The 25,650-nt window shown below is 67.9% G+C and carries 3 protein-coding genes; all 3 read right to left on the bottom strand.

Annotated elements, in window-relative coordinates; translation table 11 throughout:
* Positions 1-117: 117 nt before the first annotated feature.
* The 3 genes from KO481_RS27240 to KO481_RS27250 all read right to left on the bottom strand — a co-directional run bounded on the left by KO481_RS27240 (position 118) and on the right by KO481_RS27250 (position 25,646).
* Positions 118-20,529: an IQM protein middle domain-containing protein gene (locus KO481_RS27240; protein ID WP_215921168.1), complete on the bottom strand. Its 20,412-nt coding sequence runs from the start codon at positions 20,527-20,529 to the stop codon at positions 118-120.
* 229 nt (positions 20,530-20,758) lie between these two features.
* Positions 20,759-22,084, bottom strand: a complete 1,326-nt coding sequence (locus tag KO481_RS27245) for a hypothetical protein (protein ID WP_215921170.1) — start codon at positions 22,082-22,084, stop codon at positions 20,759-20,761.
* Positions 22,074-25,646: a WXG100-like domain-containing protein gene (locus tag KO481_RS27250; RefSeq protein ID WP_215921172.1), complete on the bottom strand. Its 3,573-nt coding sequence runs from the start codon at positions 25,644-25,646 to the stop codon at positions 22,074-22,076. Before KO481_RS27250 ends, KO481_RS27245 begins: the two co-directional genes overlap by 11 nt.
* Positions 25,647-25,650 lie beyond the last annotated feature (4 nt).

Consider the following 25,650-nt stretch of genomic DNA (forward strand, 5'->3'; position numbering starts at 1 on the left):
GCTTTCTCGCCGCCTTGTGCCGGGCATCGCCGAGGGCGAACATCAGATCCTCGTTGCCGTCCGGCGGATCCACGCCGACCAGCCGGCCGATTCACTTCAGGCCGTCGGGAATCGCGTTCACCGTGGGCTCGGCGGTTCATCACCCCGCCCACCTCCGGCATCGGGCGACGGCGGATAGGGCGGCGGCGACGGATAGGGCGGCGGCGACGGATAGGGCGGCGGCGGGTAATAGGGTGGCGGCGGATAGGGCGGTGGTGTGTGCTCTCCCGGATACGGCGGCGCCAGATCTTCAAAAGGCGGGGTGACGATGACCGCGTCGATGCCCAGCGCGGTCAGGAACCGCACGAACCCTTCGGGCCAGAAGGGGATGTTCAGGTGTTCGATAGTGATGCCGCGGGTCCTGGCAGTGGCGCGGCCGCCGTACGCTCCGATAACGGTGCCGGACGGGAGCGTTTCACCAACGAGGTCGCGCACGTTGATCGTTCGCTCGCCCACCGCGACCGTATTGATCCCATCCTCAGCCAAGACCGTCGCCAGCCTCGCGAGCGTGATGGGCGCGTCAGGATCTCCGAAAGACACCATGCCGTTGTAGTGAACGACGGCCCATCCGCGGAGGAACATGATGGGGATTTCGGGCTCGTCCGCATCGAGGTGCGGATCTCGGGCGGCCGCCCGGCGGTTCCGGGCCGCGGTCAGGGCCCCGGCGATGTCGTCGAGCTCTTCGACCAGGTGGCCACCGACGGTGACCGTGTAGATGTGATGCGCGGTCAGGTACTCCAGGAGACTTGCGGGATCGAAGGAGATCCTGGATGGTGCGTCCGGGTAGATGGCGCCGCCGGCCCCCACACCGGCGCCTCCGTGCAGGTGGGTGATCCGCGTGCCGGCCGGGAGACTGCGCATCGCGCGATCGCTCACTGCCATTACGTGATCGCCGAATTGCATCGCCGTCCCCGTCGTGGGAGCGAATCCAAGGCTCGCGTCACGGAGGGCGCCGTGAGTGATCTCGACGTGGCCCCGGTACTGCCCGGTGTGTTCCGGTGGGACGAGATGAATTCTGCGGAACCCGTGGCTGAGCAGAATTCGGCCGAATGTCAGCGGTTCGAGGCTGTATTCCGGGTGCAATCGCGGGTAGAAGATCATGCCGTGCGGCTGCACGAATGCCCAACGCGTCCAGGTCTGTAGGGTCGGGTGCGGATCCCAGGATATCCATGTTCCTTCGGGGTGTCGATCGAAGCCGATGTAGTCCTGGAGAGAGTTAAGGTCCAATCGCCTCCCGGGCAATTCGAGCTCCCAGCTGTCGGGATCGACAATCATCGAACTCCCGGCAGTGGCCGTCACGGAGCTCATGGAGACCGAGTCGGTGTCGGACTCATCGACATCGGGCTCATCGACATAAATGGTATCGATGCCGCGCCGGCGAAGCTCGGCGGCAAGCCGCCGAATATCCGGGTACGCCATACCGAAATCGTGGACGACGAACCCGTACGATTCGAAACGCCCAGGAATGACGGCGTTCCCCTGGCGCAAATGGAAAATCGTCCCCGCATCGAACTGCCAGCCGCGCTCGACCAATTCCTCCACCGCGTATGCCTCCCCCGACGGCAGTTCGCCCTCGGCGAGAGTCCAGCGGCTGGTGCCGGTGAGGGCGTCCCCCGAATCTTGGCTGTCGAGACGACCGAAGTATCTGTCGGCGATCGACCTTGCGCGATGGAGATCGATCGGCGGGGCAATGAGCAGGCCCCTATCGATATCTTCTTCCGCCATGCGGGCCGTCATATCGTCGGACCCCGACAGCGGATAGCCATTCCCGAAAATCTCGTGCGGCCTACCCGGGGCCGAGCGGAAACGCTCGAGTACGTACGCCCTACCGTCCGGATAGATGAACGTTTCCAGGGTGAGGCCGGGCCTATCGGCGATCACCATGCCCGGCCGACCGGGCTGCGTGTTGCGCCACTGGCGAAGTTCATCGCGGCCGAGTCGCGCAATCGTGCTGATCGGTTGGCGAGCCGTGTTGCGGTTACCGAGAGGCTCGGCCACATGGTAGTGGCCGCCGCCCTCGTCGATGCGGACCAGCACGCGTTCGGGGCGATGCGCCGGGCCGTAATGAAATTCGGCTCCACCCGGCTCCACAACGACCAGGTGCATGTTCAGCACCTCCGCGGCCACGGGGATCAGGAGGTCGGCCGCCTCGTTCAAGTAGATGCCCGGCCGCTGGAGTTGTTCGATCTGGTGGGCGAATTCCCGCGCGAGGTCGGCGTTGGGGTCCAAGAGCCGGCGCCATGCGTTTACGCGCTGCGCGAGTTCGGTCGCGGCGTTCCGGCTGTCCTCGGCTACCACATCCGATTGCTCCCGGAGCTCCGCGGCCAGGCCGGCCCGGCGGATCAGATCCCGGGTGTGCTCGCTGTCCCAGACGAAGAACTCCCGGTAGTGGTCGCGTCGCTGGCGCTGGCTCAGTTCCCGGCCGACCCGAATCCGTACGTCCCGGTGCCGGGATTCGTCGCCGAGCAGGTATGCGAGTGCCCGGAACACGCAATTGCCGTCGGCGTTGATCCGGACCAGGTGGTGGCCGGGTAGTGCTGCGACCTGTTGGGACGTCGGGTTGTGCCTGGGCCCCTGGTCGTCTACCAATCCGGCGGGGTGAATCGCGGGCGCGAAGTCGGCACTGTCGGTATCCAGGTCGGATTCGTCGTCCAAACTGTAGAAGTCGTCGTCGGAATCGCTTTCCGAGCCGTCACCGATCCGCGGAGCATCGAAATCAGCGGCGTGAGATTGGGCTCCAGCGTGAATCGGTTCGCCCTGTGCGGAGTACACGATTGCGTGGATGGACGCGAGGTCCCTGGGGGCCATCGGCGGGAACCGGTGCAGGCCTCCGGCCCGGGGGTCGATGACCCAGACCGCGTCGCCCCCTTTGACCTCATCGTCCTCGTCGAAGCGCAGCAGGTAGGCGTGCGCGCCGACACCATGGGCGGCATCCGTGGCACGGCGGTAGGTGTTGACCACCAGAGCGGTCGCACCCCGGCCCAGTTCTCGCAACCGATCCGCGATCTCGTCGTGGCTGTGGAACTGCAGCAGAGCAGCGCCGGCGGAATCCTCGAGTTCTCGCCGCGACATACCGGTAATGCCGACCGGCTGGTCCGGCATCCGGACTGTGGGGCTATCGGTAAGCTCCAGCAGTTTCTGCAACGCAAGCGGCGCACAGTCGTTGGCCTGCCGAGCGGCAGGGAGCGGCTCGGCGACAGCTACCTCCGCGACACGCCGGCTGGTCAGCCGTGCCACCAGTTCATCCAGTGACACGACCTCGTCCGGGTGATGACGACGCCGGATATGGATACGCCCATCGTCGCGGACTACCGCCCGCGACAGATAGCCGTCGTGGTAGACGAGTTCGGTCCCCGATCGCGGCGGCGTCGAGCTGATCCGGTCGATGAATCCCTGGACCGGGAAGCTCCGTTGTGCTGGGCGGGTGTCCGGTCCCGTGGTTTCGGGACGGAACGCGTATATGTCCCCCAGCCGATGTGCGGGATCATTCAGCGGGGGCCCGTCGTCCTCGAAGGGGGGCGGGTCCTCGAAGGGTTGGTTCGGCTCCGAACTCGGGCGGGCTGCCTTGACCGGAATAGTCGACGCAGCATGTGCGGCGGCGATGCGAGCCGTAGCATCCAGCGGTCCGGCCGGGCCGTTCACCCCGTATCCCAGATACGGATTTCGACCGGACCGCTCGGCCAGCACGCTCAACGACAAGCCGGTGTGCAGCCGCAGTGCACCGAAGTTCGCGGTGGAGGGGTCGATTCCGGTGCCGGTGGCGACGGCCTGCGGACCGAAGAGCCGCATCAGCGGAGGATTTCCGCGCCGGCCGGTGCCGCGATAGGTCGCCGCATCGAAGGACGAGGATGCGGCGTAGACGTTCTGGCCGATGCCGAACTCCCGGTGGTTCGTCATGGGCCCCATGCCCGGCGATCCCATCAGGGTGACGGTGGACACCAGCTGTTTGAACATGTAGGCGCCGCCGGCCCAGCCGGCCAGCGTGGTGCCGTAGTTGTAGGCCAACAGGTGGATTCGTGGACGTTCCATGAATTCGTCCTCGGCCCAGGCGGAGAAGGCCGCGAGATCTCGGGTGAGATATTTCGCGTCACGCTTCGCCAACTCCGGACTACCGAGTTCCGCTGCAGTGGCGGGGTGTTCGTATCCGATCCACAGCACGGAGGCGTGCCGCACCGGCCGCACCAAGTCGAGCTCACGATTGCGATATGTTCGAGTCAAATCGTGGTGGTTCGCGACCGCGTCCCATGCCGTCGTCAGCGTCTTCGGCGCCACCCCGTATCCGCCGACATGCCAGGACACACTGTTCGCGCGGTCGAGGTCACCGAGGGTAAGGACGAGACGCCCCTTACCGTCGAAGGCGTCCATGTCGTAGGACAGGATGCGAACCGGCGGACGGCCGAGGAGTCCGCGGGCTCGGCGTTCGACCTTGCCGAGCTGGAATTGCAGCTCGTTCAGCGCGTCGTACCGGCGACGTTCCTCCCCCGAGAGCGACCCGCGCCGGCGGTCGAGATCGGCGATCTGCAGCCCGAGGGCCCGGCGGTTGGCCTGGTCCCGAACCTCTGCGGGAATGCCGTCGGCATTGCCGAGGTGCCAGGGATGGTCCGCGCGCACGGCGTCCTGCTGTTCGGTCGATAGCCGGCTCCACCACGTCGAGTTGCGGATCGCGGTGTCATGGGCCGCCAGCCTGGTGGCGGCGACCTCGCGCACGTGCTCGAGGGTGCCGGTCGCCGCCGCCGTCCTTTCCTCGGGCTCCGGCAGCTCGATGTCAGCGCGGAACTCGGCCGATACCGGCTGGTGCAGCAGGTCGGCGGGGTTCGCGCCGGGATGCAGCCGGTCCAGCGCCATCTCCGTGACGGACGGCATGGCCGCGCCTGCGGCCGGAAGCGGGCCGGGGCTTTCAGCGCTGCCGATTCGACCGTGCTGTTCGGACGACCGGTCCGGCTCGCGGCCGGTAGCGTCGTCGGCCGGTACCTGATCATCCTCCGCCGCGCGGTCGAGGTGGGCGGTGCCGTCGTGATCGACGACGTCGCCGGTCTCCTCCGCTTGCGGCGCCCCGATCCGTCGTACTCCGAGATCGAGTGTGCGACTGCCGATCTCGTCGGCCACCGGCCTGCCGTCCCGGGAGTCGGAAACCGGCTCGCCGTCCTCGGAGTAGAGGATTGCGTAGGTGGATTCGAAGTTGCTGGGCCGATCCGGCGGAAATGGGTATTCACGCCCGGCACCCGGGTCGATGACGAGGATATTGCCACTCTCATCGACCCGCAGCAGATAGGCATGCGCGCCGATCCCGTGGGCGTCCGTGGGACCGGAGTAGCTGTCGACCACGTACGCCGTGGCGCCCGGGTCCATGGCCCGCAGCCGGTCGGCGATCGCCTCGTGGTCGTCGAACCGCCGCGGAGTCGCCCCGAGCAGCCGCGCCAGCTCCCCGTCCGACATCCCGGTGAGGCCGACCTCCCGGGTCGGCAGGCTCACCGCGATGCTGCCGGTGAGGTCGATCAATTTCCGCAGGGCAAGGAGCGCGCAGTCGTTGGCCCGTCGGGTGGCGCCCGCCGGGTGCAGTACGGGTACCGCCGCCGGCTGCGGCGTCCCGTGTTGTTGTGATTCCGTCCGGTCGGCTGCCGCATGCCGATGACTGCCGTCCGGCACGGGCTGGTGTTGGTTGTTCTTGCCGGCGGCGCGCCCGGTAATCGCCTTGGGCAGGCCGTCGCCTACCACCTGGATGCGGTGGCCGGATCCGTCGATCGCCGCGTAGCCGCGGGCGTCGTCGAACATGAGCAGCGCATTTTTCAGATGGCGGCCGCGCTTCAGATTCGGTAGACCCACCAACCGGGACAGCGCATCGAATTGGCGTCGACCCCGGTAGCCGACCCACAGCACCGCCGCCGGTTCCAGACCGTCCCGCTTCGCAGCGGCGTAGCGCTGCATGCCGGCGGCCACGTGGCCACTCAGTGACGACACCGCCCCGTCGGCTCCGGGAACGTGCCAGGACACCGAACGCGCGGTGTCGATGTTGCCGAAGCTCAGGGCCAGCGCGCCGCTGCCTCCGAACGCGTCCGGATCGACCGTCAGTAGGTACACCGGCACGGCGATCCCTTCGCGCCGCGCGACCAGCCTGGCCTCCAGCTCCGCCTCGTATTGGACGGTCAGCGTGTCCTCCAGGATGCGTCGCCGCTCCACCTCGAGCGGCGACGGCGACGATTTTGCCTCCAGCTTCCGCAACTCGGCCTCGACATAGTTGCGATTGAGCGCGTCCCGTACCTCGGCGGGTATGCCATCGGTATTGCGGAGCGCCGGGAAGTCGATTGCCAGACGATGTTGATATTCCGGCGACAAATCGGAGAAGTGCAGATCGTTCCACCATGCCCGGCCGTGCTGGTCCCACCAATTCCGCAGCTGCCGGACCCGGTCCCGCACGGCCACCGTGGCACCGTGGCCGCGCAGTCCCGCCGGGAAATGCGGCGGCACGATCCGATCGTTCTCGGAGGTCGGCGCCGGATGAGCCCAGAGGTCGACCTCCAGGGAGGAGCGTGTCACGTCGCGGTCGAGCAGAGTCGACCAATTATGGAGGTTCCCCCGTCGCAATATGAGATCGAGGCGTTCCGCCTCCAACCCCTGCTTCCACTCCACCGCCTGCCGGCCGGCCTCTCGTTTCGCCAGGACCGCGTCCTGCGCATCGAGCAGCCGCCGCCGACGCTCCACCTCGGCTCGCTGCCGGTCCAGTTCACCGGCTCGCTCCCGCACCGGGGCAGCGCCCCCGCCCCCGTCGTCGAATTCGAGCCGCCGGAAACCGCTCGAGAGCCTGAGCCCCCGACGCCGTAACAGGTCGAGGGCATAGTCGTTCATCTGCGGCGTGGGTTGGTAATGCCCGCTGTGATCGGTCATCTCCACGAGCCATCCGTTCTGCACGACGAGATAGCCCGCGGCGGTCACGGTGCGTCCCCCGAGGAACGAGGAGTGGAAGGTCACCACCGAGGTTTCGCCCGCGTACACATTGCCGTACTCGTCCATGACGAACCTCGAATGCCCGGCATTGAACGGAGCACCGTCGCGCGCTTGGTACAGCCTGCCGCCGGGGCCGATGAATATCCGATGCTGTTCGCGTTCTTCCGGCGTCATGTGGTGGGTCGGCGTATAAAACTCTTCCGTGTCGATCGTCCGGATGCGACCGAATGCCTCCTGAAGCTCGGTTCCGCTCAATCCGGTTTCGATTGTCGTCAGGTTCCGTATCGGCCGATTCTCACCGGTGTAGTGCTCTCCGCGCACCGCACCGTCCAACAGCGGAATGTGCTGGGATGCGAGCACCCGGTCGAACGGCGGCGGAATCTGTTCGCGCGGCACGGCACCGGGAACCGGGTGCACGGTCGGATCGATCGGCTGCACAAACGCGAACAGTGAGCCGTCGGGGTTCACTCCGATCTCGTAGTGGTCGGGCGCGGGCTTCCGCAGGTGCAGGGTCGGTCGTTGCGGATCGTCCGTGAAATACGGAGCTTGCTCGACCGGATCATATATCCTGAGATTCACATCGAATCGATCGCCGAGCAGTATCAGCAGTCGCTGCAATGTAAGGATACCGTTCGGATCGATTGCATTTCCGAAATCCGTCGCAGAATTCGACAGGCTCATCACCGCACGGTTCACCCGCTCGTCGAATTCTCGCCGAAACCAACCGTCGAAGTAGTCCCGGGCTGCCCGGCCTGCGGGCCCGATCACAGCAAGGGTCGATGGATCATTGCGCGTAAGCCAATCGAATCGTCGTCGGCGGTCCGCTTCCTCGGCCCAGCTCGATGACATTTCCTCGGAAGTGAACCAAGCCTCATAGTTTTCGGCATTGGTCCGCAGATATTCCGCCAGCTCGGTGCGCAAGGTGCCCGAATCCGGGAAATTCAACGTGCGGGCGAGCGCGGTGAACAGCGTGTCCACGGCGCTGGGCACCGGCTCCCAGTGCGCGGGCAGGGTATGCGGGAACGCGCCGATCCGCCTGCCGGACAGGAAGCCGGCGGAGCCGGCACCGTCGATCGTTGCGGGCGGCTGGGTCGTCACCGCGACCCCGTAGGGGCCACTTCCACCGGCCTCTCGCGACAGGGTGTAGACGGGATCGCCCGACGATCCGGAACGGAGTCCGAGGACCATTCCGGCCGGACCGTGGATGTCGACATTCAGTCCCAGCGCCCGCGCCGCGGCACGTAGCAGACATTCCGCCAGCTCGGGCCCGTGGTGCCCGGCCAGTTCGAGGATCGCCAGCTGACTTTGGAACTCGCCCTGCTCGTCGCCTACGGAGGCGGCGGGCCGGAAGAATTCGATGTAGCGATCCTGGTCGGCCACGAGCTCCGCGATCGCGAGGTCGAGCAGCTGCCTGGACCCGACGGAGTCGCGCGGGAAAATTCCGGTCAGCGCGTCGAAGAATTCCTTCACATCGGCGGTCTGCAACTCCCATACGGCACTGCCGAACGCTTGCTGGTTGTCGAGCACTTCGACCGGCTGCGTGTGCTGCAACACGCTCACGTCGAAGAAGTCCGCCGCGTCGTCGGTGAGTTTCGACGTGCCGGTACCGGTCTGCGGGGTGTCCGACGAGGGGACCGCAGCATCGATAACTTGTTGCGTGTCCCGATCCGACGTGGATACGAGCCCATCGTCGACGACGGCGACGGCTTCGACCGCGGTCCAGTGATCCGGGGTGTGGATGAGGGAAACGGTACGAGTGTCGGACAGCGGGCTGGGGGGTTCGGCAGTATGAACATTTCGAAGCGTGGAACTCTCGACCGCGTCGACCGCGTCGCCCGCGAAGATATCGCGATCGAACTGGTAGATGACCACCCGGACTCGATACATATTGGCCACCGCATCGGCCACGTACGAATCCGCAGCGCTACCGAAAGTGCGCGGCTGCAACATCCGGTGGTATTCGCCGACAGACCTGTCCCGCTCGTCGTGAAGCAGATTTTGCTGCGCCGCTGTCCTGATCTTTTCCGGCGTGTCGAGCAACGGGTTTCGCGCACGGAAGCTGTCCATAATCTTGTTGATTGTGTCCAGCTCCGGGTCCAATAGCCGGAACCTGTCGAGCAAATACTCCTTGGCGAGCCGCTCGCGCAGCGCATCTGCGTGGGGCTGATCGATGAACGTGGCATGACGGCTCTGGTCGACCTGCGACGCCGGGATTTCCGGGAGGGTACCCCGGCCGGATAACGGTCCGTGGGCACGAGCAAAAGCATGCATGAAGCAATTCCCGTCGCCCACGGTGCTGACGGCGGTCAGCGCGACGTGCTCCCCGTCCTGATCGACGAATCGCACCGCGCGCCGGCGGAGTCCTTCGCTTCCGTTCGTTGCCGGATCCAGCATCACGTGAATGGGGGCGAAGGCGGGATCGAAATCGATACGCTCAGACGCCAGATGGTTCGCCAGGGTCACCTTGTCGTTCTTCAGCTCATCCCAGGCGTGGTTTTCGGCCAGCAGTTCCCGCAGCTTCTCGATTCGCGCGTCCGCCGAACGCACCTCGTCGTTGCCGTATGTGGTGATCTGCGCGAGATTGACCCGTCTGTGGAACACGGACCCACCGAACAGCCGCTGCTCCGCGTCGGAAGGAACGGGTGTGGGGGTCAGCTCCGGAGCGTGATCCGGATAGCGCTCGAACACGGCACCCAGACGGTCGGCAAGTTCGCCCAGCGGTAGCCAGTCGGACGGCGCCAGGGGCCGGTCGGGGCGGACCTGCCACACTCGCGCCCGCCCGTCGCCGCTGGATTCCACAAAGAAACCATGGAGTCCGCCGCCCGTAACCCGTACGCTTCGACCGCCGCGCACCGCTTGCAACAGGGTTGCGAGCCCGGATCCCAACGCGCGCTGGCCCGCCCCGGAGGCGGTGACCTCCAGCAGTGCCTTCGAGACCGTGTCCGGGTCGAACTCGCCACCGTTCTCGACCAGGTCCTGGTACACCGCCGCCAGCGACCAGTCGGCCCGGTCCGGATAGCGCTGCGCGTACCATCTCAACAGCCCGCCGGGAGGCACGAGCCGACTCCGCACCTCCAGCACGGTCAGCCCCAGCTCATCCGCGGTCGCTCCGAACACACCCGAGTCGTCCAGCGCGGCCGTGCGCACGGTGTGCGGATTCGTCGGCGCAGCACCGCCGGAACCATCGGGCAGTTCCCGCTGCTGATCCATCGGCGCGGATTCGAGTGGAGCAGACTGCGGCGGCAGCGGCTTGTCGAGCTGTGCTTCACTCTCCTCGGTGAGCCATTCCAGTTGTTTGAACGCGTCGACGATGCGCCGGTCCATCAGCTTGAAGATCTTGAAGCTGTCGGCCGAATCCAATCCGAACGCGTATTTCGCGTAGTTCCGCAGCGAACCGTCCATGTGGGAATTCGCCATCGCCAGCATCGGGCCACTGACGAAGGGCACCCGTGCCATGAACCGACGGACCCCGGCCCCAGCCGCCGGATTCGCCAGCTTCGGTATGCCGTCGATCGCGTGCGAAAGTGCCTCGAGAATTGTCTTCTTGCGCCGGATTTCCTGGTACAGCTTCGCGAATTCCCGATCGGCGTCCATCCCGGCGAGCAGCTCCGGGATCGCCATCATCAGGTGGCGCAGGTATCGCGAGTTCGGCGGGGCGACGATGAAACTGTTGCCGAACCAATTCCTCTCGTACGCCTGGTCGACCACCTGCCGCATCTGCTCGGCTCGATCGAGGCCCGGGTCGACTTTCAGCTTGGTCAACAGCTTATCGAGGTACCGGCGATCGCGGATCAGCGGTGCGAGAACCGGGAGGCCGTCCTCGTGCAGACGCATCGGCGGGAGATTGCCGAGATCGACCGTGCCGGGCGCGATATCGATGTCGACATGCACCCCACCCTGCTCGATCAGCACCGCATAGCGGGCGATGTCCGAGGCCAGGGTGTAGCCCCCGATCCGCAGCGCCCGGTCGTAGACGGCCCGCAATTCCTCGCCACCGACCTCGGTCACGAAATCGGTGAGGCCGCGGCCGAGCACCAATTTCCCGTCGATGAGCGGCCTGATATCCGGGTCTCGCCGCAGCTGTTCGTGCACCCGGTCGTGGCCGCTCTCGGACCACACCGTGACGGTCCAGTCCGAGCCTTCGGCCTGCCGCACCCAAGCCTTCAGGTTGGCCAGCGCGTGTTCGCTCAGCTCATCGCCGAACCAGAAGAAGTTCAGTCTCCTGGGCACTTCGTGCACCAGGTCCGGCCGAGCGAGGTACTCCAGGTGTGCCGCCAGCTCGGCGTGCAGCCGCGCCAGCCCCCGGTCTCGTAGCGCGTCGAGGCGCGAACCAGCGGCGGCAACATCACCTCGGGCCGCCAGCATCGTGATAGTGAATCTCATCCTCCCGACGCGCACGGCGCTGTCCGCGAGCCGGTAGGCGTCCTCGACCGCGGTCCGGGTGATCGACGTCCCGCTCCCTTCGAGCTGGTCGAGCACATCGAGCAGCAGCAGCCGGTGATCTCGGTGCACGGCAACCGAGTCGTCGCTGCCCCGGAATTCGGCCAGCAGGGCGTCGACGTGCTTGGCGGTCACCGGTTCCGAACGGTCGGTGGCCGACGACGAACCCACGACGTCCCACAGCCGCCGGACCGCGGTCAGCTCACTCGCGTCGGCCGGAATCGAACCGAACAGGTCGGCATGGAGCTGCTGCAGGGCCTGGGCCGGGTCGTCCGAGGATTGGGGCCCGGCGGGGAGATCGGCCGGTCCGGCGGCCGGTTGAGGCACGGTGTCCCCGGCGGTGGCGGGCGGCAACAGTCCGCCCGATGCCGGCTGCGTCGCCCGATTCTGCTGGGCGAGATCGTCCGCCGCGTCGGGGACGATGTACCGCTCGCCCGGCGCGGAGTAGAGAATTGCGTGAATGGGTGTGGAACCTTCCGGCAACTGCGGTGCGGATCCGTTCCGACCTCCGGAAACCGAATCGGCCACCACCTCCCCGGCTACGACCTCCAGTAGATATGCGTGCGCGCCGGTTCCGCGGGTACCGTTGCCGTCGATCGCGAGAGCCGTGGCGCCATCGCCCAACTGTGCCAGCTTCTCGGCGATTTCATTGATGTCGTCGAACCGATGCAGGACGCCGCCGGCGACTTCCTCCAATTCCGTGCGCGCCGTTCCGCTCAGCTTTACCGGCAGCTGGGCGAGGAGTTCCCGGATGCGTTCGCTGTACGGCTGCATCGGCTTCTGGCCGGCACTGACGGATCCGGTCGCCACCGGAGGCTGCGTGGTCGGAGGCGGCTGCTTGTCCTCGTCGTGCGGCCGGTCGAGCTGCGCTGCGCTCTCCTGCGTGAGCCACTGCAGCTTCTCGAAGTGGCTGATGATCGATGAATCCATCAACACGGTGAAATCCGGCAGCTCCAGGTGGGGCAATTCCAGCGCTTCCTGGGCGTAGCTCGCCAGCGAGCCGTGCCTCCGGGGCTCCCGCATCATCAGGGCCGGACCGCTGACGGACGCAGCCTCCTGCCGCAGCAGTGTGCCGATGTCCGTGCCGGCCAGCGCCTGCAGGCGGGCGAAGGCGTCCGGTGCGGCTTTCATCTTGTCGGCCCGCAGCTTTTCCACGATTGCCAGGAATTCAGCGGCGTGCGGGATGGGCGTTTTCGTCCTGATGTTCCTGCGGAGCACCCGCCCAATGGTCTCGAGATCCTTCTTACTCGCTTGAATCAGTTTCTGTGCATCGCCCATGATCGAGCCGGAGGCCAGCTCTGCATGGGGCAGCAGGTCGACCAGTTCCATCGGCAGCTGGATCATGGCGGCCTGCTCGTGCGGGATCGCGGTCATCAGGTCACGCAGGTACCGCGAGTTCGGCGGTGCCACGATGAAATTGTTGCTGAACTTGCCGGCACCGTACTGCCTGGCGACGGCCTGCTGGATTCGTTCGGCCAGTGGAAGACCCCCGTCGATGCGCAATTTGTCCAACGTCTTGTGATCGCGAATCAGTGGCCCGAGAATCGGCACACTGTCCTCGTGCATGCGCATCGCCGGGATGTCGGCGAGCCGGACCGCGCCCGGCGCGATATCGACGTCGGCATACACCCCGCCCTGCTGGTGCAACACCGCGGTACGCGCGATGTCGGAGGCCAGGTTGAACGCTTCGGTCTGCAACGCGAATTCGTACGCGGACACCAACTCGCGGCCGCCCGCCGCCGCAACCCGATCGGTGAGATCCAGCCCGACCGACAGCCGGTCGCCGAGGACGGGACCGAGCTTCGGGTCGTTCCGCAGCTGATCGAGGACTCGCTCGTAGCGGCTGTCGGTCCACAGCCGCACGGTCCAGTCGGAGCCTGCGGCCGCCTCGACCCAGTCCGTAAGGTTCGCCAGCGCCGACTCGCTCAGCTCGCGGCCGAACCAGACGAAGTTCAGCTTCCGGGGTACCTCGTGCACCAACTCCTGCTTATTCAGGCGCTCCAGGAGCGCCTCCGCGGCGGCGTGCAGCCGAGGCAATCCATTTCCCTCGAGCGCGTCCAGGAGCGCGCGGGCACCGGAGATATCGCCACGGGTCGCTAGGCTGGTGACCGCCAGCCCTATCTCCGAAACCGTCACGGTGCGGCCATCCACATTTCCGATCGGCCGGTCGCGGAACTGCTGGTAGGCGTTCTCCAGACTTTCCGGGGAGATCGCCGTGCCCGTCTCCGCGATCTTGTCGAGCACGTCGAGAAGCAGCCTGCGGTGGTGGTCTCCGGTCACACGGTGAGGGCCGGGGTAGAACCCGGCCACCAAATCGTCGACGTGCGCCACGGTCATCGGCGTCGAACCGTCGACGATCCCCGGTGAGTGCCGGATGTCCGACAGGCGACGGAGGCTGGTCAGCTGCCGCACCTCATGGCGGACATCCGGACCGAACAGTTCGGTGTGCAGCTTCCGCAACGCGACCAGCCGTGGATCCGGAACGCCGAACAGTCCGCTGACCCTGCCTGCCCATCCGCGGTCGGACAGGCCGATGGCTTTTGCCCACTGCGCGTTCGTCTTTGGAGCTGAGGGCAGGGAGTGCTCGAGCGCGGGCTGCGACAGCTGCGGATGAGCCGCGTCGGCCGAGCGCCGCTGGTCGATCCCGGTACGGGACACACTGTTCGGCTCGCCGACGGCACCATCCGACTGCACCGCGGCGTGATCGCGGACGGTGTCGCCGGGCGGTTTCGATGTCGACCCGTCGGCCGGGAAAGCCTGCCGCGGTTGCATTGATTGCTGGCCGAGTTCCTCGGGTGCGCGGTTCGATACCGCGGGCTGCGACAGCTGCGGATGAGCCGCGTCGGCCGAGCGCGACTGGTCGATCCCGGTACGGGACACACTGTTCGGCGCGCCGACGGCACCATCGGACTGCACCGCGGCGTGATCGCGGACGGTATCGCCGGGCGGTTTCGACAGGACCCCGCTCGTTGGAGTCGACTGTTGCTGCGGCGCAGGGGAATCGGTTTCGTCATTCGTGCTGCCGATTACGGCATTCCCGCGAGCCGATGGACGGGCGACACCCGAATGCTGAAGCTTCGGAACCAACTGTCGCAGCTCGGTTTCGGCCCCGTGGAGCTCGGCCAAGGTGGTTTCGGCGCGCTCGGCTTCGTGCGCCTCGACCGCGCCGGTGTAACGGATGATCGCGGTCTCGACATCGCGGTGGTTCGACTGCGCATACAGCTCGTCGTCGAGCGCGAGGTAGTAGCGGACGCTGCCCTTTTGTCCGCCGCGCGCGGCACGGTTCTCGGCCTGAATGTCGATGTCGCGCGACTCCGACGACCGGCTGGTGACGATCACGTGCAGGCCGCCGCGCTCGCTCATCTCGTCGGTCACCGGGATGTCGACGCCGCGGCCGCCCTGCCGGTTGATGATCAGGACCTTGCCTTGCCGGCCGGCCTCGTCGAAGATCCGCTGCAGGTCGGCCTCGGAGTGGACGCCGTGGTCGAGGAACCATTTCGCGTCGACGGCCACATGTTCGACGCCCTTGGCCTGCAACAGCTTCGACAGTTGTGCGACTTCGCTGTTCCGGTTGGTGATCACCAGCTGCGGCTGCCCGGTCAGCTGCTTCGTGGCGATATCCTCCGCGATCGTCCCGAACTTCTCCCGCTGGTTCACCGCGATGGCATCGGCGCCGACCTTCAGCTGCGACGGTTCGAAGCGCGGGATCGTCACCACCGGCGATAGCCCGTAGTCGCGCTGCAGCTCGTGCGACACGCCCTGGGCGGTACCGGAGGCACCCGTGATCGAGTCGTAGTGCTTCATGGAGAACATCTTCTGCACCGTGAGGCTCTTCGAGCCGGCCGCATCATCGCGGATCGGCACACCGTGCCGGGCCTCGATCGCCTGCGCCAAGCCGCCGTTCCACCGGCTCTCGGTGGAGGTCTCCGGATCGAACATCACCTTGTGGGTGGTCTGGTCGATGATGAAGATCTTGCCGTTGTGCACGATGTAGTGATCGTTTTCGAGGAACTCCCAGCGCGCCGACGCGGCCATCGCCAGCCGTCGCTGGTCGAACTCTGTCAGCTCCCGCCCGTATTCCTGCCGCCACAGCTCGCCGAGCTTGCGCCAACCGGCGCTGGTCGGTTGCGCGGGCCCGCCCACCTGGTGCGGCTCCCGGCCGAAATCGGCCTCGCCGACCTCACCCGACTTCACATGCTGGGCAAGGAATGTGGCGGCCCGGTGCACCTCATCGACCACATCCTTGCCGGCGTGTTCGGCCGGACCATTCGACAGGATGAGGGTCGTGTCCGCGTGCACGAGCTCATCGATCTCGTCGATCGCGGCCGTGCGGCCCGGCACCACATTGCCGCGCAGACGCCCGAAGCCGGCGTCGTGCTGGGTGCCGACGTAGATCGTCGGCCTGCCCTCGGCCGGCTGGTCGTACGGCCGATCCGGGTTCATCCGGACGATGTCGAAACCGTAGCCGCCGAGCACCCGCACGTACTGGTCGTATGCGGCCTTGGCCAGCGAGTCGCGGGTGGTGAAGACCTGCATCGGCCCGCCCCGGGCGGCCTTCAGCATCGCGTCGGTCAGGAACACCAGCGTCTTGCCCTCGCCGGCATCCATGTTGATCGGTCCGTCGCGCATCGCCAGCACCGCCATCACCTGCGTCCAGCGCAGGGTCTTGTTCGTGCCGCGCCGGACTATCTCGATCGCGGCCACCACGGCCTCGTGCTCCTCGCCGTGCTGCAGCCGGGCGGCGAGGTCCGGGTCCGACAGCTTCTGCCAATCCTCGACGCTGTGGAGGTGGAGCAGGTCGTGGGCGTCGGTGCGGTAGCGCTCGACGATCTCTGCGGTTCGATGCTGTTGGATCGCGCGCAGCAGCCGGGCGTCGTCGTCATTGGTGGCGTGCCCGTCCTCGGGGAGATCGTGATTCGCGACGTTCGGTTTCGGCCCGGCATGCACCGACCGCGGCTGATCGGCTTTGGTACCGTCGGCGGGCGCGCTCCGCGGAGATGTCTCGGCCTTCGAATCAGCCTGTGCGGTCTGCAGATCCGAGCCGGAATCGCTCTTGCTGTCGACCGAATCCGAACCGCCGCCATGAGCTGCGGCGGCCCCGGACGGTCCGGCACCCTCGTGGTCGTCCAAGCTGTAGAAGCTTTCGTCGTCCGACACGCTGTCGTGGTCGACGGCGCCGCCTCCGCGACCATTCCCGGCCGCCGGCACACCCTCGCCCGCATCGTCGAGGCTGTAGAAGCTCGCGCCATTGATGCTGTCGTCGTCGCGGACACCGTCCTCGGGAACGCGCTCCTCATCGACGACACCGCTCCCACGACCGCCTGCGGGCGCGGGCAGGCCATCGCCCGCATGATCGTCGAGACTGTAGAAACTCGCGCCGTCGTCGACGCTGGCGTCGTCGCGGACACCGTCCTCGGGAACGCGCTCCTGATCGATGACACCGCTCCCACGACCGCCCCTGGTCTCCTGCGGGCCATCGTCCGCACGATCGCCGAGGCTGCGGAAGGTCGCGCCGTCGTCGTCGCGGACGCCGCCGTCGTGAACGCGCTCCTCATCGACGACACCGCTCCCACGACCGCCGCCGGCCTCATGCGAGCCATCGCCGGCACGGTCGCCGAGACTGTGCAAACTCGCGCCGTCGTCACTGGCGCCGCCGCCACCGTCCTCGTCGCGAACGCGCTCCTCGTCGCGGACACCGCCGTCGTCGCGGGCGCCCTCCTCATCGAGAACACCGCCCCCGGACCCATTCCCGGCCTCGCGCAGGTCACGATCCGCCACCTGGCGCCGACTCTTACCGTCGGCACCGCCAGCACCACCCTCGTCGGCACCCCCCTTGTCGGCACGACCCCTGTCGGCGCCGCCATTGTCGGCACTGTCCTTACCGTCACTACCCTTGCCGTCACTGCCCTTGCCGTCACTACCCTTGCCGTCACTACCATCCCCGTCACCACCGCCGCGCGGGCCGGAAGCGGCATCCTCGGAGTCGCCGGCAGGCTCGGTAACCGGCTTACCGCCGTAGCCGAGCTGCCGGAAGTCCTTGTCCCGCTCGACATCGCGCAGCTGGTTGGCGAGCAGATCGGTGAGCCGCTCGCGGCTGGGTAGGTAAGGCCCGGAGTGGTCGGTGACCGTGCGGATGACACCGTTGTGCACCTCGATGGTGCCGGCGGCGTACACCCCGAGTTCGTCGAACGCCTGGTGGGTACGCACCCAGCCCATGGCCTGAGCGATGTAGAGGTTGCCGAACCGGTCGGCGACGAACAGGTGCTGGCCGCGCTTGCTGGACCACATCTGCGCCGCGCTGTGCGGGGTGCTGACGAGTTTGCCGGTGGGGGCGCTGTACAGCTTCCCGTCGTGCGCCACGACGCGGAACGGTTCTGCCAGTTCCCTGTTGAGGAGCCACTTTTCGGGGAAGACCTTATGCCACCAGCTGTCGTCGGGCGGTCGCCGCAGGGGCAGCGACGGCTCGTCGTGAACCACGGTCTCGCTGGGAGGCGGAACCCGGACCTCCGTCCCGGCGAAATACACCGTGCGAATGGCCGGGACGGCGGCTATCAGCCGGGCGATCAGCCGCAACAGGTGCCCGATCACCGGCAGCCGCAACAGCATCTCCTTGGCATGCAGGACGGGCCCGCGGCGGATGTCGGCGCCGCCGGTGCTGTGCCCGGCCGCCCGATGGGCGGACTGCCTCCCGCTCGGCCGGCCGGATTTACCTGTTGCGGTGTCGGACTTGCCGTGCTCACCCACGACAGGCGCGGGCTTCGCGTCTGCCGCCCGGTGCGGCTGCGCGCCACCGTGACCCGAATGCTGCGGAAGGAGCCGCCCAGGCTCGCCCGGTTTCGTCTTCACCCGGGTGATGCCGCGATCGCGGAGAAATTCCTCCACGTGGTTGCGATCGGATCTGGTGAACGATTGCACCTCCCGGTTGTTGCGGTCGAACACCCGGACCCGGTCGCGGTCGACCTGTGCGGTCAACGACATGTGCTCTGCGTCGCCGAGGAACGCGGTGCCGGTGAACTCGGGCAGCTCATCCAGGAACTGCTGGCGGGTACGCTCCTCGAGCGGCCCGAGTTCCGACAGCTGCGGGTCGGTCCACGGTATGCCGCGATCCCGCTCGCCGCCCGGATCGCTCGGCGGCGGCGAATCGTGCTCGTCGCTGTCCGCCGCGGGCTTGGGCGGGCCCTGCTCACCGCCGTCCGGCAACGCGGCGTGCTCCTCGGCGACGCCCTCGTCTTCGGCGTGCTTGCCACCGGTCGATCTGCCGCCGACGCCCGCGCGTGACCTGGTCGGCTGGTCGAGGGCGTGGCCGCTGCCCGGCGACGGCTCCGCCTCGGAGTGCAGCAGCACCGGAACATCCTGCTGCGGCAGGTGGGGTTGCTGATCGAGCGGCTTGTCATCCTTGTGCTGTGTGCCGTCGCTCTCTTTCCGGCCGGAAGGCGGTGCCTGGTCGGTGTGGCGAGCGTCGACGCCGCGAGACTGTTGCGCGTTGCCGGCGTCGCCGGCTCGGTTCGGGCCGGGGCTCGGTGACGGCCGGCCCGGTGCGGGAGCTGCGTTCCGGTCGATGCCGTCCGGCCGCGGCATGGTCGAGGACTCCGGGACCGAATTCGACGCCTGGGATACCGGCCCCGATGGGATGGTCTGCGGGCGCTCCGTGGGAGCGGCCGACGTCTCTGGCGGGGCTGTCTTGGGGTTCTCGGCTTGTGGGGGCAGTCCCTGAGTACCACCGTCGTTCACCTCCGAAGCCCCACCGTGGGACCCGCTCGCCGGACCAGCGACCGTCGGCGGCGCGACGGTGCCACCGCCGTCCGGTACCTGGTGCCGTTCGCCACCGGTCTCGGTCGCGCTGCCACCGGAACTCGCCCGGTTCGCCGCGCTGTCGCTGTCGGCACCGGCGTGGCCGCCGGTACCGTCGCTATCTGCCGTTCCCGCACGGCCGGCGGCAGCGCCGGCACCGCCCGTCGTGCCGGTGCTGCCGGTGTCGGCACCCGCACGTCCGGTGGCGGCGCGGCCGGCCCCGGAGCTACTGCCCGTGACGTCGACCGCGGTGTTCTCCCCGTTCGCACCGGCGGTGCCCGATGCGGGCGACGCCACGGTCGAACCCGACGGGCGAGCATCGATCTTCGGCGAATTCAGCTCAGAGCTGGCGCCCTCGATCGGCGGCACCCGCGCCGGATCGATTTGCGGCACATGGTAGCGCTCGCCCTCGCTGCCGGCGTGCATCCGATACCCGCGCAGGCCCGAGGACATCATCGCCGCCATCATGCCGCCCGCCAGCCCGGCGCCGGTGATTTCGAACTTCCCGCCGTTGAACGGCATTGCCGCGACGGCGCCGCCCAGCATGCCGCCCACGCCGCCGCCGATGCCCTCCACAAGAGTGTGGCCGACCGCCGCTGCCTTGTCCCCGAACTTGTTGCCGATCGTCTTGCCCAGCGTCTTGTCGAACCCGGCCCCCAGGGCCTTGCCACCCGCGACTCCGGCCACACCACCCAGCGCGCCGCCGAACGCCGCCTGGCCGAACTCGGCCCAGTCGAAGTGCGTCCGATGGCCCTGCGCGTACTGGACCGCCTGAATCACGGCATCTACGGCCGCCTGCGTCACCGCACCCACCAGCGCGGCCTCGATGACCTGTTTGGCGAAATCCCGCAGCATGGTGAGCCACGTCCGCGTCGCGGCAATCTCGGACGCCTCCACGATCCCTGTGGCCGGGCCCGCCATCCAAGCCGTGGCCAGTTCCCATATCAGCATCACCAGACCGACGATGGTCTGGATCTTGTTGGACTGGATCGCGCATCCGACCTGATTGCACGAATCCGCCAGCGCGTTCATCGACTTCGCCACGGCCTGCAACGACTGGTGGCCGGCGTCGTCGGTCAGCGATTTCAACGTCGAGATCATCGAGTCCCGGCCCGGACCGGACATGTAGGCGCTCTGGATGGCGGACTCGACGGACTCGACCTCCGACACCAGATCCCCGGCTGCCCCCGAGATCTTCGACGCCGCGTCCTGCCACGCCTGCGCCAGGGCGAACATCTTGTCCTCGTCGCCCTTCGGCCACGCCGACCCCGCGAGGTAGGAAATCGGCTGCAACGCCGGTGGCAGATCGATGCTCACAACTCACCGACATCCACTGCCGACACCGCGCCGAAGCCGATGGACATCACGAACTCCTCCAACGCAATTCGCCTCGGAACCGCACGGTAGCAGCGGCCCGGCAACGATCGTCGATAAGAAGATCAAGCGGCGATCAATGCGCAGCTCAACGGTTTTGCCCGACAGCGCCAGGTGCGAAGTGGCAGCAACGAATACGGCGGCACCCGAAGCAGGAACGCCCGCCGCCGCGCTAGCGAGTGAGGCCGGCGAGCGCCAGCTGCGTGAACGCCCCGGCCAGGTCGGTCTGTTCGTCCAGGTCGAAGGCCGCCGCGACCGCCGTGACGGTGACCCGGCCGGATTCGGCGGCCGCCACCAGCTCGGCCACCGCCGACTGCGACGCGGACGCGCCCAGCGCCCGGTACACCACCCCGATCACTGTGTCCGCCGTCCACAATCCGGGTAAGGCAGCAGCGATCGCCATGGGTTCCGGAGAGTCGCCGCGGTACCACCCGGTACCGTCCCACCAGTAGCAGAAGGAGAGCAGGCCGCCGGTCGCGCGCCGGTTCAGCACCGGAACATCGATCCAGTCCGGTGCGCCCGCGTAATAGTCGGGCGGCGCGGCGCCGTCGTTGTACACGGCATCGAGCCGGGGATCGTCCCACAGGCCACCGGAGAGCACCACCCGATCACGGGGCAGCAGATACAGGGTCGCGCCGCTGCCGCTGGTGGCCTCGAAGACGGCGGTCGAGCCGAGGATCCGTGGTCCCCACTCGCTGCCGATGGCCACGGCCGCGGCAGCCACCGTGGCCCAGCGCGCCCACATCAGGGCCGGATCGACGAAACGCATCGGCACCGCGCGGGCGGCGCCGTGCCGGGCGATGCGCGTGCCGACCCGCCGCTCCGCGGCCGCCAGATACGCGGCCAGCCACACCGGCAACCGCTCCCGCGGAAAGTCTTTCAGATCGGCACGGTATGCCGCCGCGGGCAACAGCTGATCGACCGGGAACGGCCGCTGACCGTAGTCGAATTCGTAACCGACATCACCGGATACATTGCGCCACAGCATGACCCGCCACCACGCTCGATCCTCCAGCGGAACGGTCACGGTGCGCAGCAATCGCACCAGTTCGACGGCCGCCGCGGGAACCTCCACCCGCACTCCGTCAGCGGCGCCGGTGCTGAATGCCGCCTCGGCCGCCACCGCGGCGACGGTGACCGAGCACGCCAGCTCCAGCCGCTGCCAGTCCGGCGGGGCAGCCGGCAACAGCAGCTCGGTGATGTCGAGGGCCACCTCGGCGGCATAGTCCAGCAGCCCGGCGCGCGGATCGTCGTGTGGTCGATCCGGCGGCAAAGCCGGTGCTTCCGAGCCGAATTCGGAGTCCAACGGCACGAATACATCCACGCCGGCGGCGTCGAGCCCGTCGCGACCCGGCACCGGCTCGTCGCTGCCGGCTCGGTCGAGCATCACTGCCTGCCGATCGCCGGGTACGCGGTCTTCCGGATCGACCGACCCGGTGGCGCCTTCTCGGACCGACCGCGGCGGGACTGTGCCCGCTGCCCGGTAGTCATCGCTCACTGTTGCCTCCGGTGCCGGTGTTCACTCGGCCGGGATTGTGATGGTGGAGCCGGTGACGGCGGACGTGACCCCAGGTGCTCACGGGCGGAACCTGTACCGCGACGAACGGATCCGGCATGGTGTGGTCCAGCGACCGCTTCTTGGGCTTGGGCTTGCCGCTCATGTACCCGCCGTCCAGGAGCGCGCGCTCGAAGGTGGTGCCCGCCACGAGGCTCGCCAGCTCCGCCCGGAGCCGCGCCTCGGTGCTACCGGATTGCAGCAGAAGTTCTTCGCGAGCGGTGTCCATCTCATCGATGTGGTTGCGGTGCTGTTGAACACGCGTGTGATACTCGTTCAGTTCGTCGAGTCTGCGCCGCACACGGTCGATCTCGCGCTGCCGCGCCTCGCGCTCCGCCGCGAGCTCATCGTGCCGCCCCGTCGACTCCTCGGGTCCGCCGTCGCCGGGCCGGCCGGCCGGCCGGTGTTCCGCTGCGCGGGGCGGTTCGCCGAGCTCCTGTTCCGCTGCCGTCAACCGCCGCCGCAGCTCGGTGACGGTCTCGTCGTGCTGCTGCCGCAACTGTGTGATCTGCTGCTGCCGCTGCTGGACGAGCCCGGCCTGCCGCTGTGGTTCGGTGCCGAGCAGTCGATCCAGCTCCGCCATCGGCTCGGACGCCTGCGTCATGACCTCGAGCATCTCCTCGTGTGCCCGTTGCAGCACCCGGAGTTGCTCCGGATCTTCCGCTTCGCGCTGGTCGGCGAGGGCCTGGTGCCGCTGCCGCAGTTCGGTGACCGCATCCTCGTGCTGCCCGCGCAGCTGGGCGAGCTGCTCCCGATCGTTCGGGAGCCGCTGAATCCGCTGCTGCGCCTCGGCATTCCGGCGCTCGAGGTCTTGCACCTGCTCATCGTGGGTACGGTCCGCCGCTTCGAGCTGCTCCCGTAGCCGGGCGATCTCCTGTTCCCGCTCCAGGTGCCGCGCCACTCCCGGCTCCTGCCGGGCCGCCGCCTCGTGCCCGGCGACCAGCTCCTCGAGCCGGGCACGATACCGTTCAGCCCCCTCCAGCCCCTCGTCCAGCTCCTGCTGAGCCTGCCGCACCGCGGCGCGGGCCCGGCTTTGCTCCCGGACCGCACTGTCCAGCCGAGACCGGGCGATGGACAGCTTCCGGTCGGTCAGCGCCAGCCGGGTCGCGGCCCGCTCGACGTCGCGGGCGCGCAGAGTAGCCTCCTCTTCCGCAGCCTCCGTTTGTTCCTGGGCCTCGCGCAGTTGCCGGGCCAGGCCGTCTTCGTGCTGCGGCACGCTGCGCCGCCGCAGCTGTTCGAGGTGATTGCGCGCGGCATCGTGGTCGGTTTCGGCGCGGGTGCGGTCCGCCTCGGCTCGGGTCAGCTCGGCATCTTTGGTCCGGCGCTCGTTGTTCAGGCGGTCCAGTTCGTTGCGTCGCTCGTCGTACCGTTGCTCGGTCAGGTCGTCCGCGTCGAGCAGCTTCGAAACCCGTTTGTCGAGTTCAGCCAGCTTGTCGCGCACGTTCGCCATGGCCTGTGCCTCGGTCACGGAATGGCCTGCGGCGGATTCGTCGCCACCGGGTTCGGGCCCGGGCTGCGCCGGGTCGGCGGACAGTTCCGGCAGCGGCTGCTCGTGCGGCCGCTCGTCGCCCGCGACCGCGTGACCGCCCTCCGGCGCCGGTTGCTCACCGCCCGCGACCGCATGACCGCCCTCCGGCGGCTCGACAGCCGGCGGCTCCCCGTCGCCCGGCGCATGCGGCTCGGGGTGCTCCAGATTTTCGGGTGCCTCGACCGGGTCGACCGCATCCGGCCGCCGCGATGCCTGGACCGAGTCCTGCTGAGCCCAGCGACGCTGCAGGTTCGTACGCACCGTGGCAGCGTCGGCGCGGGCATCGTTCAGCCGGTCCTGCGCCTGCCGCACCGGGTCCGGCTCCGGCGGCAGCTGCTCCTGCGGTGCCCGCGGCAGCGCGCGACCGGGCTGCTCCGGTGTCCGGGCTTGCAGCGTTTGTGCTTTCACGAGGTCGAGTTCGGCCTGCTTCTCCCGCAGGTGCGTGCGCGTGAGGGTCTGTATCTCGGTGCGCTGCCGCGCGGCGACGGCGGCGCGCTGTGCCCGCGGGGTCTGCGCGAACTCCTCGACGTGACGCTGCTGGATCTCCTCCCGCAGCTCCTCGTACGATCCGAGGGGCCGATCCGCGCCGGCCGGTTGCGGGCGCTGCCCTCCGTCCCCGTTCGGTATCTGCTCATTGCGGCCCTCCGTCGGCTGCGGCTGTGCTACCTCCTGCTGCGGCCCCGGCACCTCATGACCGCCGACCTGCTCTGCGCCCGCGTTCGGCTCCGGCTCCGCGCCGCCCGCGAGCCGCGCCCGCTCCTCGCCGCCCGCAGGGAGGGCCTGCTCCTGGTGCTCTGGCTGCAACAGCTGCTTGACCTCCTCGGCCTGCCAATCGAATTCGGCCGCGGACCCCGGATCTGCGCCCAGCTTGCCGATATAGCCCCGCTGCGACCCCATGATCGCGTTGCTGGCGCCCGCCCCGCCCATGGCCAGGCCGGCCGCGTGCCAATCGAAGGTTCCCCCGGTGAAGCCATACGCAATGCCGCTGCCCACCAGGGCCCCGATCGCGGTGGGAACGCTGCCGGCCGCCATCCCCAGGCCCGCGCCCCACAGGCCCCGAGTCGGGTCCTTGCCCAGGCTCATCAGCCACTGACCGCCGTACTTCTCGATCCCGGTGGCCAATAGGGAGCCCACATACCAGCCGCCCGACGACGCGACCATCGATATCGCCAGTTCCTCGCCGTCGAACTTGTCGCGATGGTGTTTCGCAAGCTGGATGCCCTGGATCAGAATGTCGCCTCCGCCGGACCACAGCGAGGTGCTGATCCCCTTCTCCACCAGGAACTTCACCACCTGCTCGGGCATCTTCCCGATCGCCAGCGCCCGCGCCTCGCCGACCCCCATGCCCTCCATCGCTTCGGTGATGGCCGGCGCGGCCTTCCCGACGAACTCGGTGATCGGCTTGGCGATCCAGGCCGCGAGCTTGCCCGGCTGATCGCCCAGTTCCGGAATGAATCTGATCCCCTTGACCAGATATTCGCCGACTCCGGGCAGCTCGGCGAGCGCGTCCAGCGCCCGATTCGCGACTTGATACAGATATTCCCGTGCCGCCCCGATCGCGGCGGCCTCCACGATCAGCGCCGTGGGGGGCCACAGCCAGGCACCGATGATCTGGGTGGCCAGCATGCTGATTGCCCAGATGATCATGAGCTTGGTCTGTTCCATGGTCGTCGCCGCCTGGCGGGTGGAGGTACCGATCTGCCGGTAGTCCTGGGCCAGCTGCTCGACCGAATGCGGACCGGAGATCAACTGCTCCAGTGCCGTGCCCACGGCATCGGCACCGTCGCCCGCCACGTAGCCCCGCACCGCAACGGCCTTGGCCTGCTTCAGGATCGGAATGACGTTCTGCTCGAGGTCGGTCGCGACATCGAGCCAATACTGCGCCATCGCGAACATGCGATCCTCGTCACCATCGGGCCATTCGGAGCCCACCACGTACGTCAGCCAGCGCAGTGCGGGCGGCCAATGCAGACTCATGCGT

This window comes from Nocardia albiluteola, assembly GCF_018860155.1.
GTDB lineage: Bacteria > Actinomycetota > Actinomycetes > Mycobacteriales > Mycobacteriaceae > Nocardia > Nocardia albiluteola.